The organism is Nocardia sp. SYP-A9097 (genome assembly GCF_009649815.1).
In the GTDB taxonomy this organism is placed as follows: Bacteria; Actinomycetota; Actinomycetes; order Mycobacteriales; family Mycobacteriaceae; genus Nocardia.
The window spans coordinates 37,271-53,802 of record NZ_WJIC01000008.1; the positions used below are offsets into that span (position 1 = coordinate 37,271).

The 16,532-nt window shown below is 66.8% G+C and carries 7 protein-coding genes (1 of these 7 cut by a window edge); all 7 read right to left on the reverse strand.

Going from position 1 to position 16,532, the window contains the following annotated elements:
• Positions 1 to 8,801, reverse strand: the 5' end (the start) of a protein-coding gene (locus GFY24_RS18235) for a C2 family cysteine protease (RefSeq protein WP_153806287.1). 18,511 nt of this gene lie to the left of the window's left edge; the window shows 8,801 of its 27,312 coding nt (coding positions 1–8,801); its start codon is at positions 8,799 to 8,801; its stop codon lies beyond the left edge, outside the window.
• The gene (locus tag GFY24_RS18240) at positions 8,801 to 10,435 is read right to left on the reverse strand and encodes a hypothetical protein (RefSeq protein WP_153806288.1); all 1,635 of its coding nucleotides are present in this window, start codon (positions 10,433 to 10,435) and stop codon (positions 8,801 to 8,803) included. Before GFY24_RS18240 ends, GFY24_RS18235 begins: the two co-directional genes overlap by 1 nt.
• Positions 10,436 to 10,531: 96 nt before the next feature.
• Entirely contained in the window at positions 10,532 to 11,947 is a 1,416-nt protein-coding gene (locus GFY24_RS18245) for a HAMP domain-containing sensor histidine kinase (RefSeq protein ID WP_153806289.1), read from the reverse strand.
• A 12-nt stretch (positions 11,948 to 11,959) separates the two neighbouring features.
• Positions 11,960 to 12,619, reverse strand: a complete 660-nt coding sequence (locus GFY24_RS18250; protein WP_309231005.1) for a response regulator transcription factor — start codon at positions 12,617 to 12,619, stop codon at positions 11,960 to 11,962.
• A gap of 128 nt (positions 12,620 to 12,747) precedes the next feature.
• Complete coding sequence (locus GFY24_RS18255; protein ID WP_153806291.1) at positions 12,748 to 13,089, reverse strand: hypothetical protein; 342 nt, start codon at positions 13,087 to 13,089, stop codon at positions 12,748 to 12,750.
• Positions 13,090 to 13,448: 359 nt separating this feature from the next.
• Positions 13,449 to 15,044, reverse strand: coding sequence for an MFS transporter (locus GFY24_RS18260; protein ID WP_153806292.1), 1,596 nt, complete (start codon positions 15,042 to 15,044; stop codon positions 13,449 to 13,451).
• Positions 15,045 to 15,075: 31 nt separating this feature from the next.
• Positions 15,076 to 16,506, reverse strand: coding sequence for an aspartate ammonia-lyase (locus tag GFY24_RS18265; RefSeq protein ID WP_153806293.1), 1,431 nt, complete (start codon positions 16,504 to 16,506; stop codon positions 15,076 to 15,078).
• Positions 16,507 to 16,532: the final 26 nt, after the last annotated feature.

Sequence of the window (16,532 nt, forward strand, 5' to 3'; positions counted from 1 at the left end):
GCGAAAGCGGCATTCTCGCTGCCCAGAATCATGTGGGCGACACCGGAATTCACATTCAGGCGGTCCAGCGTGTCCCGATCCATGTGCAATGGGGCGGCGGCCAGGGACGCGTCGAGGCCACGCGTGGACTGGACGCGACCCGCGAAGCCCGGCATGAGCGGTGGCCGCAGCTGCGCCGCCGCCGTCCCGGCCCATCCGCCGTCGATACCCAGATAGCCGCGGTCCCCGCCGCGGAAGACCGCCCACGCCTTCTCCACGACGGCGGCCCACAGCGGCCGGGTCGCATCCTGCGCCGCGTAGATCATCTTTCCGGCGGAGTCCCGGTAGAAGGTGTCATCCACCTCGACCCACACCCATCGAGCCTTTTCGGGATCGTGGAATCGCACGCTGAACGTACGATCCGGCCCGGCGTTCTCGCGAATCATGTCGAGGATCAGTTGCGGCTGATGCGTCGCCAATCCGATCAGGTTCGACATCAGGTAGCAGTCGCCGATATTGCCCTGGACGACGTCCTCCGGCCGCGGCTTTCCATCGATATACAGATCGCCGAGCGCTTTGCCGACGCCCACGGACAGGAGTCCGGAAATAGCTCCGGGCAACCACTTTTCACTCGCCGGGGAGTACAGGTCGAACTTCGTGGGCTCGAGCTCGCTCGGCCGCACCCCGAAGGGCCCCAGCCCGGCGAACCTGACAACCTCACCGCCGCCGGCGTAACAGAACCCCGGTGCCTTCGGCGTAAGTTCGCGTCCCCCATCGGGAAGGGTCGATTCGTCGAACGCCGCGCGCACCGCGGCATCGGGCAGCCTGCGGGTGGTGCCGTCGGGCAACTCGAGCTCGTGGAATCCCGTGTCACCGATCGTGCCCCGCGCGCGCACCGGTACCGAGGTATCGCGGGCCACCCACAGCACTCGGCCGTCGACATCGGTCAACATCAAATGAGCCTGTGGCGCAAGAAGTCTGGCGGCCGGCATGGTGCGCGGCAGGCGCACCGACGGCAGCGGGCCGGCGTCCACGGACGGGAGCACCGACGCGGTGAAGACCGCACCCTCCCCGGTCGGTGCGCTCACGACCGAATTACCGGCCGGATCGGAATCACCTGCGTCGGAATCGAATTCGATCATCGACGGCCATAGCGGCACCGCCGCGTCCGCGGTGATGCGATCGACCTCGGCCTGCAGGTGCGGGGCGCGTACCACCATGGTTCTGAGGTCGTCGTACCTCGCCATCAGCCCGTCGAGGCCATGCGCATCCAGGTGGAGGGGAGCTTTGCGGAAGTCGACCACGGCGACCGTGTCATTCGCACCGAGAACCGCGGTGAACAAATGCTGTCTGCCCGTGCCGAACAGCAGCACGAGTCCCTCATCGCTGGCCAATACGTCCGGAACACTCGCCGCGGATATCGGTGCGTCCAGAAATACGCTGTCCCACAACGTCACCGTGTCCGGATGGTCCCAGGGCAGCGCCCCGCGCACGATCAGATTGCGGGGGATCGGGAACAGCTCCGCCGGGGCCAGCGGCTGTTCGAGCAGCAGCCCCGGCCCCCGGCCCGACTCCATGAAGAACTGCGGCTCCGGACTGGGGACCGACTCCGGAGTCGCGTAATCCGTCTCGTAAGCCCTTGCGACGGTATCGAATTCGGGGTTCGAGGGCGCGATGGAGCGGGCGCGACCGGCGACGGCGAAGGGCACGCCGTGGTCGGCTATCAGGCCGCTGAATCCGCGCCCGTCCAGGTCGACCGGCCCGCCCATCGAATCGTGCACCGCGATACGGCCGGCGGTGTCCCGGGACACGGTGAACCAGTGACGATCGGCCGAACCGAACAGGACCACGCGGCCCGGCTCCCCCGCCAGCCAACCGGAGATGTCCCCGGGCACGTCCATGCGGGTCCCCGCCTCCAGGAGCGCCGCCTCCGCATCGTTCCAGGTCTCGCCCGGTCCGGCAGCCGTTCCCGGGGACTCGTCCTGCCGGGCGGCCTCCCGCCACCACGCCTCGTGATCCCGGGTCGCGGCGCCGGCCGCCTCCGCCTCGGCTGTACTCGGCTCGACCGCGGGCCGAGCAGCCCGCCCCGGATTCCCGCGGCGGCGGCTGGCCATCGCATCGGACATTCTGCTCGCGAAGTTGTCCACCGTACCGGCGCGCGACGGGCCGCCGCGAACGATCATCAGCGACTCGGAAAGCCCTCTCCCGGTGACGAATTCCCTGATCGTCGCGCCCCGCAGGTCGACGGATCTGCCGAGATGATCGGTTACGGCGAGTGCACCATCGGAGACATCGCGGCGGATCGTGAACAGGTGGTCGGTGGCATCGCCCAGCAGTAGGGACTGCCCCGCTTCGAGATACCCCGCGCGGTGATCGGCCAGATCCGCCGTGGTCTCGCCGACCTGCCAATACTGATTCCGCACCAACTGCCACGGCACCGGCGGCACCGGCTGATCCTTCTCGACCGGCAGCCGCGGCAGATCCTTGTCGACCGCGAGCGCGTGGAGATCGTTCTCGACCGGCAGCGCACGCGGATCGTTCTCGACCGGCAGCGGCGGCAGATCCTTCTCGGTGGTCGCCGGTGTGTGCTGCACTCGCGCCGGACCGGTTCGGGTCTCGACGAATCTTGTTGCGCGGTAAGCCTTCAGCAGCAGGTACGGCCATACCGGGTCGCCGGGTGGGACCGCGAGGCGACCGTCCGCGCCGGGGTGTGTCAGACGGTTGACGTCCACCAGTACCGGGCCGCTGTGGTCGGTCGTCAATATCCGGTAGCGGTCCGCCGTCATCCGGTCCGCGGTATCGATGGAGACGAACATGTCCGCGACCGCGTCCGGGTTTCGGGTCACGAACTCGCGGAGTTCATCGGCGAATACCGGGTCGCCCAGGTGCGCCGGAATGTCCTCCGGCCGCGGGCCGCCGGGCCGCCACAGCGGGCCCTGCATGCGCTGCGGGGGGTGCAGCCCGGATCGCGCGGCCTGTGCCCTGGGCAGGGTCCAGCTCTTCCCGTCCGGTATGCGCATGAGTTGCACCATGGCCGGGTTGCCGGTCTCGCGAATCGCGTAGTGCCAGCCGTGAATCAGCGTCGCGGGCGGCTGATCGGGCAGCACGACGGTCTGGGCGTACACGAGCTGGTCGCCCGGGCGCACGGTCTGCTCACCCACCGGGACGATGTCGTCTCCGGCCGCAACCATCAGCCCGGCGAGCTCCAGCGCGTCCGGTGCCAACCAGGTGACGATATCGTTCGCGCCCCGCACCTGGACCCAGGTCTGCTCGACCTGGAGCACCGTGAATGCGCCATTCTCGTCCGGTGCCAGCACATTTCGGTCCAGGTCCAGCAGCGGGGTGAGGTCCGGCATGGTCAACCGGGGCAGCATCGGGTTCGCGATCAGCGGGTCACGGTCGACCTGCGTATCGGCCGGTGGTGCGAACTCGGGGCGATACTGCTGCGCCGAATCGCCCGGCGCGTCCTGGTGCTGCTCCGAATTGTCTTGGCGCGGTTCGGCATTGTCGTGGCGCGGCTCGACCCGATCGTCCCCGTTATCGGGGTCCCGATCGCCTGAATGCTCGTCGTTCCGGCCGGGTGGCGGAATCTCCTCGTCCCGGACCGGAGCGGGCGAACCGGGAAGACTGTCCGAGTCGAGCGGGACAGGCTGTGCCACAACACTTTCGAGTGACCGGTAATCGACATTGTCGGATTGCAGGGTGGGAGCCAGCCTCAGCAGGGCGGCTGCCGCGGCCTGACGTTCGTTCGACGCGGTTTCGTATGCGAGTCGCGCGGCATCGCGCCTGATTCGGGCCTCGTCGCGGGCGGTCAGCATAGCCTCGCGGTGGGTCGAATTCTGTTCCGTTGCCGCGTTCTGGTGGAGCAGATCCGCCGCCGCTACCGCGGCGTTCGAAGTCTCGTAATCGGCTTCCGCGGTCCGGTGCGCGGTCGCCGCGGTTTCGTGCGCGGCGGCCGCGTCGGTGTAGCGGATAACGGTCTGGGCAGCGTGCGGCGCATGCGCGAAGAGGGCGTCGTCCGCGGCGAGATAGTAACGAACGCTGCCGTTCTGGCCATTACGGGCAGCGCGGTTCTCGGCCTGGATATCGATATCGCGCAGGTTCGATTTGCTGGTCAGGGTGACCTGCAGACCACCGGCGTCATCGACCTTCCCGCTGATCTCGATGTCGACACCGCGGGCACCCTGCCGGTTGATGACCAGGACCTCACCCAATTCACCGGCCTTCTCGAAGATGTCCTTCAGGCGTGTTTCGGCGTGTACACCATTGTCGAGGAACCATTGCGCGTCGACGTACTGGTGTGCGACGCCCATCTCGTCCAGCAGGGCGTGCAGCTTCGCGACTTCACTGTTGCGGTCGGCGATCACCAATTTCGGGAGGGCCGTCGGACCGGCTTCGGCGGCGATGTCCTCGGCGATCATCCGGTGTTTCTCCGCCTGATCACCGGCCAGCACGTCGTCGTGGGTGTGCAGTTTCGAGGTCTTGAACCGTGGAATCGTCACCACATCGGCCATGTTGTAGCGCTCGGCCAGGATGTGGGATACGCCCTTGGCGGTACCGGACGCGCCGGTCAGCGAGTCGTAGTTCTTGCCGGAGAACAGGTCGTCGGCGGCCAGGCTCCTGGAATCGGCCGAATCGGAGCGGATGGTCAGCCCGTGTCTGGCCTCGACGGCCTGCGCCAGCCCGCCATTCCAGCGGCTCTCGGTGGACGTCTTGGGATCGAACATCACCTTGTGGGTGGTCTGATCGATGATGAACACTTTCCCATTGCCACGGTCCACGATGTAGTGATCGTCCCGGACGAACTCCCACCGGGCCGACGCAGCCGAATTCACCAGTCGGACAACATCTTCCAGCGGATGCTCGGATAGCTCCCGGAAGGGTTGCCGCACGCCCGCACCGCTGTCTTGCAGCAGTGTCCGCAACTCGGCGATACCGGCATCGGTGAGCTTCGCGGGACCACCCACCTGCCCCTCGGTCCGGCCGAAGTGCTCCGGCGTCAGCGCGCCCGCCGCGAAATGCTCGTCGAGGAAATCGCGTGCCTGCACAACACGAAGTGCCGCACCGGCTTCCGCGGGATGAGCCGCACCGTCGGAGATGATCCAGGTGGTGTCCGCGTGTACCAGCGCCTCGTCGATCTCGTCGATCACGGCGACCCGCCCCGGCACCTCATTGCCGCGCAGGCGCGCGAAGGCCGCGTCGTTCAGGGTGCCGACATAGATCGTCGGCTCGCCGTCCACCGGCTGGATATGCGATGAATCCTCGTCCGGATTCATCCGGTGCACCTTGAAGTCGTACGGCTCCAACACCTTCTGGTAGAGGTCGAACGCGGACTTGGCCAGGCTGTCCCGGGTGGTGAACACCTGCACGGGCTCACCGGACGCCGCCTTCAACAGTCCGTCGGCGAGGAAGACCAGCGTCTTGCCTTCACCGGCATCCATATTGATCGGACCGTGGCGCATGGCCATGGTGGCCATCGTCTGCGTCCAGCGCAGTGTCAAACCCGATTTGGTCTCGGTCGCCGTGCCACGCCGGATTATCTCGACCGCGGCCGTGACGGCACGCTGATACTCCTCCGCATGCTCGGGCGAATTGTGATGGACGCTGCCCTGCAACAGCTCCCACAATTCCGCATGAGACATACCCTCCCATTCGGCGGATTCGTTCGCGTATCTCTCGAGGAGGTCCTCGGCCTCGCCCCGGTAATCCCGCGGCGGCCCGACAACCGGCGGATCGTCGTCGGGTTCGGGCTTCGGCGGGACGGATTCGTCGTGGGCGACGGGCTCGACGTCCTTCTCCCCCAAGGGATTTCGCTTCGCCGCGGGCGCCCACTCCTGCTGCTGCTCGGGCGTGTATTTCCGCCCGTGCTGGTCGAAGTGGTCGACACCGTCGTAGAACTTGCCCAGCGCCTCCCGGACCCGGGCCGGGGAGGGGTGGTACGCGCCCGCCCAATCGTGGATGGCGACGAGCTTGCCATCGCGGAAAGCGGCCTTGAAGGCCGTGTAGACACCGGCGTTGTGAAACGCCTCATGCGTCAGATCGCTGACGTACCAGCGTCCTTCGTGATCGCCGACCACGGTCCGCATGACCGGCGCGGTCTGCTCCGCCCAGCGTTTGAGCATCGGACCCGAGCGCGGGACCGTGATCTGCGGATCATCGACGAGATCCTTCGGCGGCTCGGGAGCGGTCTTGTCCTTCGCGGGGGCGGCGTCGTCGCCCTTCGCGGGGGCGGCCTTGTCCTTTCCGGGGGCAGCGTCGTCCTTCGCCGGGGCGGCATCGTCTTTCGCCGAATCGGCCCTGTCCTTCACCGAATCGGTATCACTCTTCACCGATGCGGCATCGTCCGACTTCGATTCACCGTCGCCGGTCTTCGATGTGCTCCCGGCCCCGTCCCGCGACCAGTGACCGTCCTCGGAGATGGTGAATTTATATGCGGCGCGCTCGTTTTCGTTCAATCGGTACAGGCCGCGCGACAGCGCCTCGTCGTATCCGTGCACCGCGGCGGCATCGTCCTTGCCCGCGACCGGAGCGGCCGGGGGCTTCTTCTGACCGAAGCCCTGCCGCAGCGGCAGGTCACCGTCCTGATGTTGCCGGAACAGCTCCCGGTTCTCGTGCGGCGATTTGCTGCTCTTGAACAGCGCGATAGTCTGCTCGAAACCGATGAGCTGGCGCAGGAATCCGCGACCACCCGGCCATACCGGACCGAGCAGGCTCGCGTCCACACGCCGCCAGCGGGCACCGGAGGGCGGGCCGTCGGATGCGGCCGGTGCCTCATGCTTCGCGGTGCCCGAATGCTTCGCGCCCTCCGCGGGTTTGGCACTCTCCGCGTGCGGCGGATTCTCGGACTCGTGTGTGCGTGCGGACGCGGCGCCGCGCGGCGCATCGCGGTCCGGTGTCACCTCGGCTGCGCCGCTGCGCGGTGCCGGCGCAGGCGATTTCGGCTCGGATTGTGCCGGTGTCGCCGGTGTCGCCGGTTTGCGGGTCGGAGAGTCGGCGGTCCGGTCGGGTTCGGCGGTGCGGTCCGCAGGCCCTTCGCGCATGGATCGAGTACTCGGCGACCCCGACGGAGACTCCGACCGCCCTGCCGTCGGCTCATGCACCACAGTCGGGTCGTGCACCACCGTCGGCTCGTGCGCCACGACGGAATCGGTGCCGGACACGCCGGGCTTGGGCGAACCCGGTTGCGCCCCGTCGGTCGCTCGTTTGGCCTGAATACCTTCGGGGACACTGCCTTTACGGTCGCCCGGAGTCGCGTCCGGCCGCGGCTGCGCACGCGTCTCATCGGCATTGGGCCGGGTTGCGGTGGACTTCGGCTCCGAGGACCCCGGCCGGGTGGCGTTGTCACCGGGGGTGGTCGAGCGGGACGGCTCGTTCACGGGTGAACGCCCGCCCTGCGCTGAGCCCGGCGTCTCGGCACGGGGCGTATTCGGTGCGCCGCCGGTACTGTTCGACGGCGGCGTGGCCACCGGGGTCGGCTCGTGGCCGGTGCCCTGATTCGACGGCTCATTGTCGTGCGGTTGGGATCCGTCGCCCGGCGTGGCACCGCGATCCCGCGCCCCGCTGCCCTCGGAACCGGGTGCGGCCGAACGTTCGTCATGGTTCGACGACGAGCCACCGCCCGTCCTGGAACCCTGATCGCCGCCGGTACCGCCGGCCGAACGGTCGCCCGCGCCAACACTTGTGGACTGGTCGGTGGCTACATTGGCACGCTGATCGGTGGTGCCGTTGGTGTGCTCGGCGCCGCCGGCATTGGTGCGTTCGCCGGCCGCCCCGGATCCGCCGGAGCCCGCAGGCCCATCGCCCAGCGCGGGTTTCGCGCCGGGCCCCTCCGGCGGCGGGATCGGACTCTCCGGAATCTTGCTTCCGCCAAGACCTTTCGTCTCCGGCAGATCCACGTGCACCTTGGCGCCGCCGGTCCGCCAACCTCGCGAACCACCGCTGAACGCGCCCGCCGCACCCGCGCCCAGCATCTTCGGATCCAGTACGAACGGGCCACCGTTGATGAGCTGATTGGCGACGCCGCCGCCGATCATGCCGCCCACACCACCGGCACCGCCCTGCACGGCACCGCGCATCATCTGCTGTATGCGGCCGTCGAATTCCGATTTCGTGATCTTCCCGCCCACGAAGTGGAACAGGTCCCCACCTATTTTTCCCAGAATATGACCGAACGCGCCACCCAGCGCGCCACCCAGCGCGAACTGTCCCAATTCCTTGCCGTCGAAACTGTCACGGTGACCGGCGGCCATCTGACCCAATTGGATGACAATATCGAGGATCATCTGCTGGCCCATGGCGCGCAGCGCGGCGATCATGGCTTCCATCAGCAATTTCTTCAGCCAGTGGAATACCAGTTGATACCATGCGATCAACAGCGCTTCTTCGGGGGGCGCGGTCAACGGGGAAAGCCAGGCCATCGCGATGTCGTAAACAAGCTGAATCAGACCGATAATGATCATGATTTTGTTCTCTTGAATCGAGCAACCCACTTTGTCGCACGTTTTCGATATCTGTCCCAGGGACGTCGATATCGCATGCAACGACGACTTACTCGAATCCGCCGTCATATCCTTCAGGGTCTGCACCATTTCGGCGTTCTTGTCACTCGCCGACTTATATGCCCCCAGTACGTCTTTGACGGCGTCATCGATTCCCGCCACCAGCCCCGCGAGCTCACTCGAGGCCTCCGACCAGGCATCGGCCAGCGCGAACATGCCGTTCTCACTGCCCTCGGGCCACGCGCCACCGGCGACATAGCTCAGCCAGTGCAATTCCGACGGCAATTTGATGTCGGATTGCGCGATCGCATCGGGAACGGACACTACCGGCCACCCACCGGCCAGCCGGACCGCTGCCACGGATCATCGGCACCCGGCGTGCCCTCGCCCTCGGCCTCATCCACGGCCGCCGCCGGCTTGCGGCGCTCACCGCGCCGCTTGTCCTTCCCGTCGGCCGCGGCGCCACCGGTGCCGCTGCCCGGCATACCCGGGCTGCTGGGCATCATCCCGCCGGTACCTACGGTGGCGCGCGACTGAGTACCGCCCGGTCCGGGTGCGCCGGCCAATTTCTCGCCGTCGAACGCGGTCTGCGGCAGGGACGTGCGGGGCGCGCCGGCACTGTTCGAGCCGCCGAGACCGGCGCTCGAACCACCCGGATTGCCTTGTGGCGCACCGGTTGCCGGATTGACCGGCGAGTACCCGTTCGGCCCGAGCGCACCGGGCGCCACATTGACACCCGGCGCGAGGGACGGGTCCGAATAGGGCGCACCCGACATCGCGGGGTCGAGCGAATCATCCGTGCGCAGCGGCCCGGTGCCGTTGTCCAGTGCCGACAGCGACCCGGGACCGGTGGCGTCGGTCAATGCCGCATTCGAGGTGTGCGGGCCGGTCGGACCGGTGAGACCGTCGAGGTTCGGACCGGTCGGGGACGATCCACCGGGATTCCCGCCGCCCGGGTTGCCGCCGCCAGGGTTGCCGCCACCTGCCGATCCGCCACCGGTTTTCGGGCCGCCACCGCCACCGCCGGTGCCCTGATACTGCGTGTTCACCGGCGGACCCGAGGGATTGCCGCCGCCCTTACCGAAGTTCGGATCGGAGCTGAGCGGGCCGTGGTACTGCCCGGGGTTGCCGGACGCGTGTTCGTCGACGTAGTTCTTCAGCATCCATTCGGCGTACAGATCCTCACCGGCCGCGAATGCCTTGCCCGCCTCCTGAATCGTGGTGCCGTAATTGACCAGCAACTGCCCGTACACCGGAATGGCACCGGAGGCGTTCGGCCCGGTACTCGCATTTCCGACCAGCGACTCCACCGCCGCCAAATAGCCCGACGCGCCCTCGGAGAATTGCTTTCCGAGTTCGTCGTCACCCCACGGCTGTCCCAGTGAATGCAGGGTGTTATTCAATTTCTTCATGACGTCGAACAGACCGTTCGACACACTCGGCAGTTCCGCGAGCTTCTTGCCCTTGTCGATCAGGGCCGCGGGATCGACCTGCACGGCAGCACCGCCACGCCCGCCACCATTCGGCTGCCCGCCACCGCTCGGCTGCCCGCCACCGCTCGGCTTGCCGCCACCACTGGGCTGCCCGCCACCCTTCGGCTTGCCACCGCCCCCTTTCGGCTTGCCGTCGCCGTCCTTCGGCTTGCCGTGGCCGCCTTTCGGTTTGCCGTCACCGCCCCTCGGCTTGCCGTCACCGGAGTCGCCGTGGTGCTGTCCCGGACCATGCGCCCCACTGGCGCCCGAGCCGCCACCGTGATGGCCATGCGAATGCCCGGGATGCGAACCACCGTGATGCTCATGATCGTGCTCGGGCCCGGTCGCACCTGGAAGATCGTCTTCGTCATCAGGCCCCGTCGCACCCGGGTGCCCATGCGAGTCTTCAGCTCCGGTACCGCCGTGATGATGACGGCGCGGATGATGATCACCCTGATCGACGCGCTCGCCACCATTTTCCGACACCCCGGGATCGTGCCGCAGAACACCGGCGATTCGAAGTGCTCGAAGGGGAAAGTTCACCCCCTCTTCAGCAGTTCACCCGGCCGTAAGGTTGTGCGGTCAGCGAACTTCGGAGCTGTCGAGCGCCGGGAAGCTCACCGTCACAATGAGTCCGCGGGGTTCAGCCGCGTCGACGAAGAAGAGTCCGCCGTGCTTTCCGGCCAGTGTCGCCGCAATCGGCAGGCCCAGTCCGGAACCGCCGGGTACGGCATTAGCGCCGCGGAAGAATCGCATGGTGAGCATGTCGAGCTCGTCTTGCGGAACGCCGATTCCGGTGTCGCGCACCGCGATCACCACCGAGTCGGACTCCCGGTGCACCGCGACCGTGGTGTGCTCACCGGTTCCGGCGTAGCGCGCGGAGTTGCTCAGTGCGACATCCAGAATCTGCATCAGAATCCGCGCCGGCACCGCGACTCTCGCGGCCGGAACCGATGTTTCGATGGTCAGCGCCATCCCGGCTCGGGTGAAGGCCGCGTGCCAGGCGTCGACCCGGTCCTGCGCCACGGACACGACATCGCAGCATTCCGGAGCCGCCGCCCGCACGAGCTCCGCTGTGCCGCATACCTGTTGGGCTTCGGCGACCGCGTCGGCCAGGAGGTCGTCCAGGAGTCCGGTCAGCCGGTCCACTTCGCCGACGATACTGGTGAAGGTCGATTCGGCCCGGCCGCCGACGATCGCCGGTTGCAGGGCTTCGAGACGAACGGATAACGCGGCCAGCGGATTTCGCATGGAGTGTGCGGTATCCGCGACGTGCCGGCGCTCCGCCGCGGCGGATTCGGCCACCGCGTGGGTCAGTGCCTCGACCGCGTGCGCGAGTTCCCGAATCTCTTGTGGCCCATCGCCCGCGGCTGTCGTACCGCGCGGCGGCCCACCCGGTCCGGACAGAGTCGCGGTGAGCGCGTCGACATTGCGGATGAGTTCGGAGACCGGTCGCAGAATCCACCCGGACAGCACCAGCGCCAGACCACCGAAGACCAGCAGCGCGCTGGCCGTGATGCACGCCAATTGGATCCAGCCATCGGCGATTCCGGTGGTGGTCTCGACCGTGGAGGCGGCGATGACGACGACCCCCGCGGCCATGGGCGGGGTTCCGACGGGTTGCGCGATCAGCATCGTCCGCGCACTCCACGGGTAGAGCGTGTCCTGCAGGGGTGGCGGATCGAACCGGCGGGCCCGGTCGATGACGTTCACGACCGCAGGATCGTCGCGATCCACCCCGAGATCGCACAGCACGGTGCCGGTGGCGTCGATCACCAGGACGCCATTGCGGCTGCGCGCCACATACTTCCGGGCTTCGTTCGCCAATTCGGCCGGATCACCTGCGGACCACGCGACGAAGCGGTCGGCGTCGCGGATGCGATCGATCATCAGTCCGCGGGTCCGGCTGGAGGCGAGCTGCCCGCCGATCCCGAGGGCGAGGGCGGTCATGCAGATCGCGGCGAGCACGGTGAATGTCATGAGCAATCGGCCGCGCATGGGAGGTGTTCCTCACCGATCCCATCGATAGCCGAAGCCGTGGACGGTGGTGATGAGACCCGGCCGATTCAGCTTGCCCCGGAGCCCGCCCATGTGCACGTCGAGTGAACGGGAGATGGACGAGTTCTTCTCGCCCCAGATCTCATCCATTAATTCTTCGCGTCCGACGGCGGCACCGGCACGCTCGGCCAGTATGCGTGCGACGGCGAATTCCTTCTGGGTCAACGAGATCGGTTGACCCGCGACCTCGACAATGCGGGCCACCAGGTCGATCCGCACATCGCCGGTGACCACCACGGACGGGCGATAGTCGGTGGCCTGCCAGCGTCGCACCACCGCCTGCAGCCGCGCGGCCAGCTCGCTGACCCGGGCGGGTTTGACCACGTAATCGTCGGCGCCGGCCCGCAGACAGGAGACTACGGCCAGCTCATCGCCCTCGGCGGTGAGGACGACCACCGGCACCGAACTGACCTTACGAAGCTGGCGCAACACCAGATACCCGTTGACGTCGGGCAGTCCCAGATCGAGTACGACCGCGTCATAACCGGTATGCGAGGTCAACAGATCCAGCCCATGGGAGAGATGGTCGACCTTGTCGAAGCCCTCGGCACGCAGGCCGTCCACGACGGCAGCAGCCATACCCGGGTCATCCTCTACCACCACCACACGCACGACAGCTGGTCCCTTCCGCAGTCCAGAGGCTGTCTGAACAGAAGGTGAGACTACAGCAAGCATCTGGCGATCCGGCCGCTGACCGGGGCACCTATTGTTCATGTGGCCGATATACGCGGGGCGGATCCTCAGGCGGTGGCGCGGCCGGACGGGGGGCGGCCGGCGGCGGCCGGGGCGACGGCCATCGGCGGGTATCCGGCCAAGCGCGGCGCCGGCGGCAGGCTGGGGAATCGGCGGCGCAGGCCGCTCAGATTCCGATAGACCTCGCGCAACTCCTCGTGCAGCAGCCGGAGTTCCTCGTGCAATTGTTCGGCTTCCTCGACGAGAGTCGAGTGGAACAGCCGCCCCTGTTCGAGCTGTGCCCGATCCGCGCGCGATCGCGCCAGCGCCTCTTCCGCCGAGGTCCGAGACGATGCCGGTCGTGCGGCGGCACGCCGACCGGCCCGGGTGCCGCTGTCGAATTCCTGCATGGCAAACACCGGCCTTTCAATTGTTTTCGCCTATCCCGAAAGGGGATTCAGATGGTTCGAGATCAAGGTACAACGCCGCCTCGAATTACACGAGTCGACCGAAATTTTGAGTAGTTCATGCTGTTGATCTTTAGAATCCCTTGAGGATTGCGCAACCTCTTCAGAATTCATGAAATACATGCCGCCACCTGATGTTATAGCTAACACAGAATGCGCACGCATAGACTTTTCGAGCCTTTTGGACCCGGCCCGAAATTACTTCTTCCGGAATGCGCGATGCCTTATCCGAATTCAAATTCACGGCAGCACGGAATAACCACCGAGATTCCGAATCACCCAATTATGGAAAGGCGCCGGGGTCAGAACCGTTCGGCCGAGGACTTCGAACGGGCGGCCGAGACGAGTATTCCGATCATGACGGCGGCGACGACCGCGATGGTGGCCAGCAACCCGTGCCGATAACCGGTCAGGAAGGCGTTCTGCACGGCATCGGCCAGCGGTGCCCCGATCCCGTCCCCGCCGGAGGCGGCCGCCGCCGCCACACCCTTGCCGAGGGAATCGTGACTCATGGCGACCCCATCGGGTGCGGGAATGTGGCCCGGTACCACCAGGCCGGCGTGATAGCCCCGATCGACCAGGCTGCCGACGATCGCCAGGCCCAGGTAGCCGGCGACTTGCACGGTGGTTTCCATTGCCGCCCAGGCGATTCCGTCGCCGGAGGCGGACAGCGCCGCGCTGACCATATCGAGTCCGACACTCATCACCATGCCGAAACCCACGCTCGCCGCCGTCACCATCGCCACGATCGCACCGAGGTCGCCCGCCGCGTCGGCGGTGAGACCGAAGGCCAGACCATCCAGAATCGCGGTCAACCCGCAGGTGAACGCGGCGGTGACGCCGTACGGACGCCGCACCAGCTGCCCCAGTTTCGCGCCGATCACCGTCGCGGCGCAGGACGGCAGGAAAATAATGGTGCCGGCGACAATCGGTGCATGGCCACGCACGGCCTGCAAATACTGGACGGTCAGGAATACCATTCCGCACAGCGTCAGGACCGCCACGGCCACCGCGAAAATGGCCGGGCGCAGCCGGGCATCCGCGCGGAACAGATAGTCGAGTGGCAGATGACCGCCGCGCCGGATGACCGCCGACGTGATCGCCAGCACCAGGCCCCCGACCAGCGGCCCGGCGACCCAGGGTGCGGCCCACCCCCACTCCGGCGCCTGCAGGAAGGCGAATACCGTCAGCCCGCTGCCGAGCGTCGCGATCGTGATCGTCGGCCAGTCCACCGGCGATCCCGGATCCGCCGGCATGACCGGTACGAATCTGATGATGCCGATCAACAGGGCGACCGCGCTGATCCCGATCGCCACCATTACCTTCGGCCACAGCACATCGTTCAGAATCAGGCCGGTGACCAGTGGCACGACCGTCACACCCGCAGCACAACAGCCTGCCCAGATCGTGAAGGCCTTCGCGCGGTGCAGGGACGAACCGCTGACGGCCGACAACACGAGCAGATTCGCCGGGATGATCAGTGCCACAGCCGCACCCATCACCACTCTGGCCAGGGCCAGTGGCAGCACTGTCGTCGGCACGGCCACATGCACGGCGGCGCCCGCGAGATACATCAGGTATCCACCGACCAGGACGCGTTTGGCGCCGAGTCGATCCGCGAGTGCGCCACCGAGCATGAGCAGTGCGGCGAAGGTCAGCACGTACACCTTCGGAGTCCACTGCGCGATATGCAGATTGGGCCGGTCCCCCAACTGCTGCAGCAGCGTCGGCACCGCGATGCTGTGCAGGCTCACATCATGGCTGAACAGAAAACCGGTGCCGCACAACACCACCAGCACAATCGTGCGCTGCCGCCGTTCAGCGCGGTCCGGATCGGTCTCCGATCCGGTACCGGCCGTCGTGTTCGCACGCCGAGCATTCCCGGCCTCGAGTGTCATAGTCGCCCTTACCTTCACACCCGGGTGCTCGTTACCCGACCTGGCTAACCGAAGTTTCGGCTATCGCGGGCAAACCCGCCAGCCGACGAGGGGAAAGTAACTCTCCGACCTCTTCCCGGCTCAGCATTCCCGCAGCCACCACGATGTCGGCGACCGAATGACCCGTGGCGAGTGCCTGCTCGGACACCCGCGCACACACCGCGTAGCCCAGCCGGGGTGCCAGCGCGGTGACGATGCCGATCGAGTTCCGCACGCCCGCTTGCAGATGCGCCCTGTTGGCGGTGATGCCGTCGATACAGCCGGTGGCGAGGCTGTCCACGGCCGCGGTCAGATGGGTGAGCGTTTTCAGCAGGCTGAACACGATGATCGGCTCGAAGGCATTGAGCTGGAGTTGCCCGGCCTCGGCCGCCATGGTGACGGTCAGATCGTTCCCGATCACTTCGAAGGCCACCTGGTTGACGAGTTCGGGTATGACCGGATTCACCTTGCCGGGCATGATCGACGAACCCGCCTGCACGGCGGGCAGATTGATCTCGCGCAGACCCGCGAGCGGACCGGACGAGGTGAGCCGCAGATCATTACAGATCTTGGAGAGCTTCACCGCCACCCGCTTGAGAATTCCCGACACCTGCACGAAGGCCCCGCAGTCCTGGGTGGCCTCGATCGGGTTGGCGGCCAAGGACATCGGCTCACCGGCGATCGCGCTCAGATAGCCGCAGGCCAGGGCCGGATAGTCGGGGTGACAGTTGATGCCGGTGCCTATCGCGGTACCGCCGAGATTGCATTCGAGCAGTAGCCGCGCGCCTTCGCCGAGCCGGTCGCAGTCCTCCCGGACCATGGTGGCGTAGGTGCCGAACTCCTGGCCGAGGGTCATCGGCACGGCGTCCTGTAATTGTGTGCGCCCCATCTTGATCACGTCGGCGAACTCGGCGGATTTGCGATCGAAGGATTCCGTCAGCCGGCCGAGCGCACCGACCAGTTCCCGAATGTGGGCGACCACGGCCAGTTTGATCGCGGTGGGATAGACGTCATTGGTGGACTGGCCGAGGTTGACATGGGTGAGCGGATGCAGCTCGGTGTAGTCGCCGCGTGCGCGGCCCATAAGTTCCAGCGCACGATTGGCAATCACCTCGTTGGCGTTCATATTCGACGAGGTGCCGGCGCCGCCCTGGATGGGATCGATCGGAAACTGTTCCAGCAGTGCGCCGTTCCGGATCTCCGTACAGGCGCGCACAATCGCGTCCGCCTGCGGTGCATCGAGCAGTCCGAGGTCGCGATTGGCTTGGCACGCGGCCTGTTTCACCGCGGCCAGCGCGGAGATCAAGGCCGGATAGCCGCCTATCGTGGTTCCGGTGATGCGGAAGTTCGCCAGCGCGCGAGCGGTGTGCACCCCGTAGTACGCGTGCGCCGGGATGGCCTTCTCGCCCAGTGAATCCCGTTCGATTCGCAGCTCGGTGGGCATGGCAGATCTCCTTCGTAGTCCGTGTT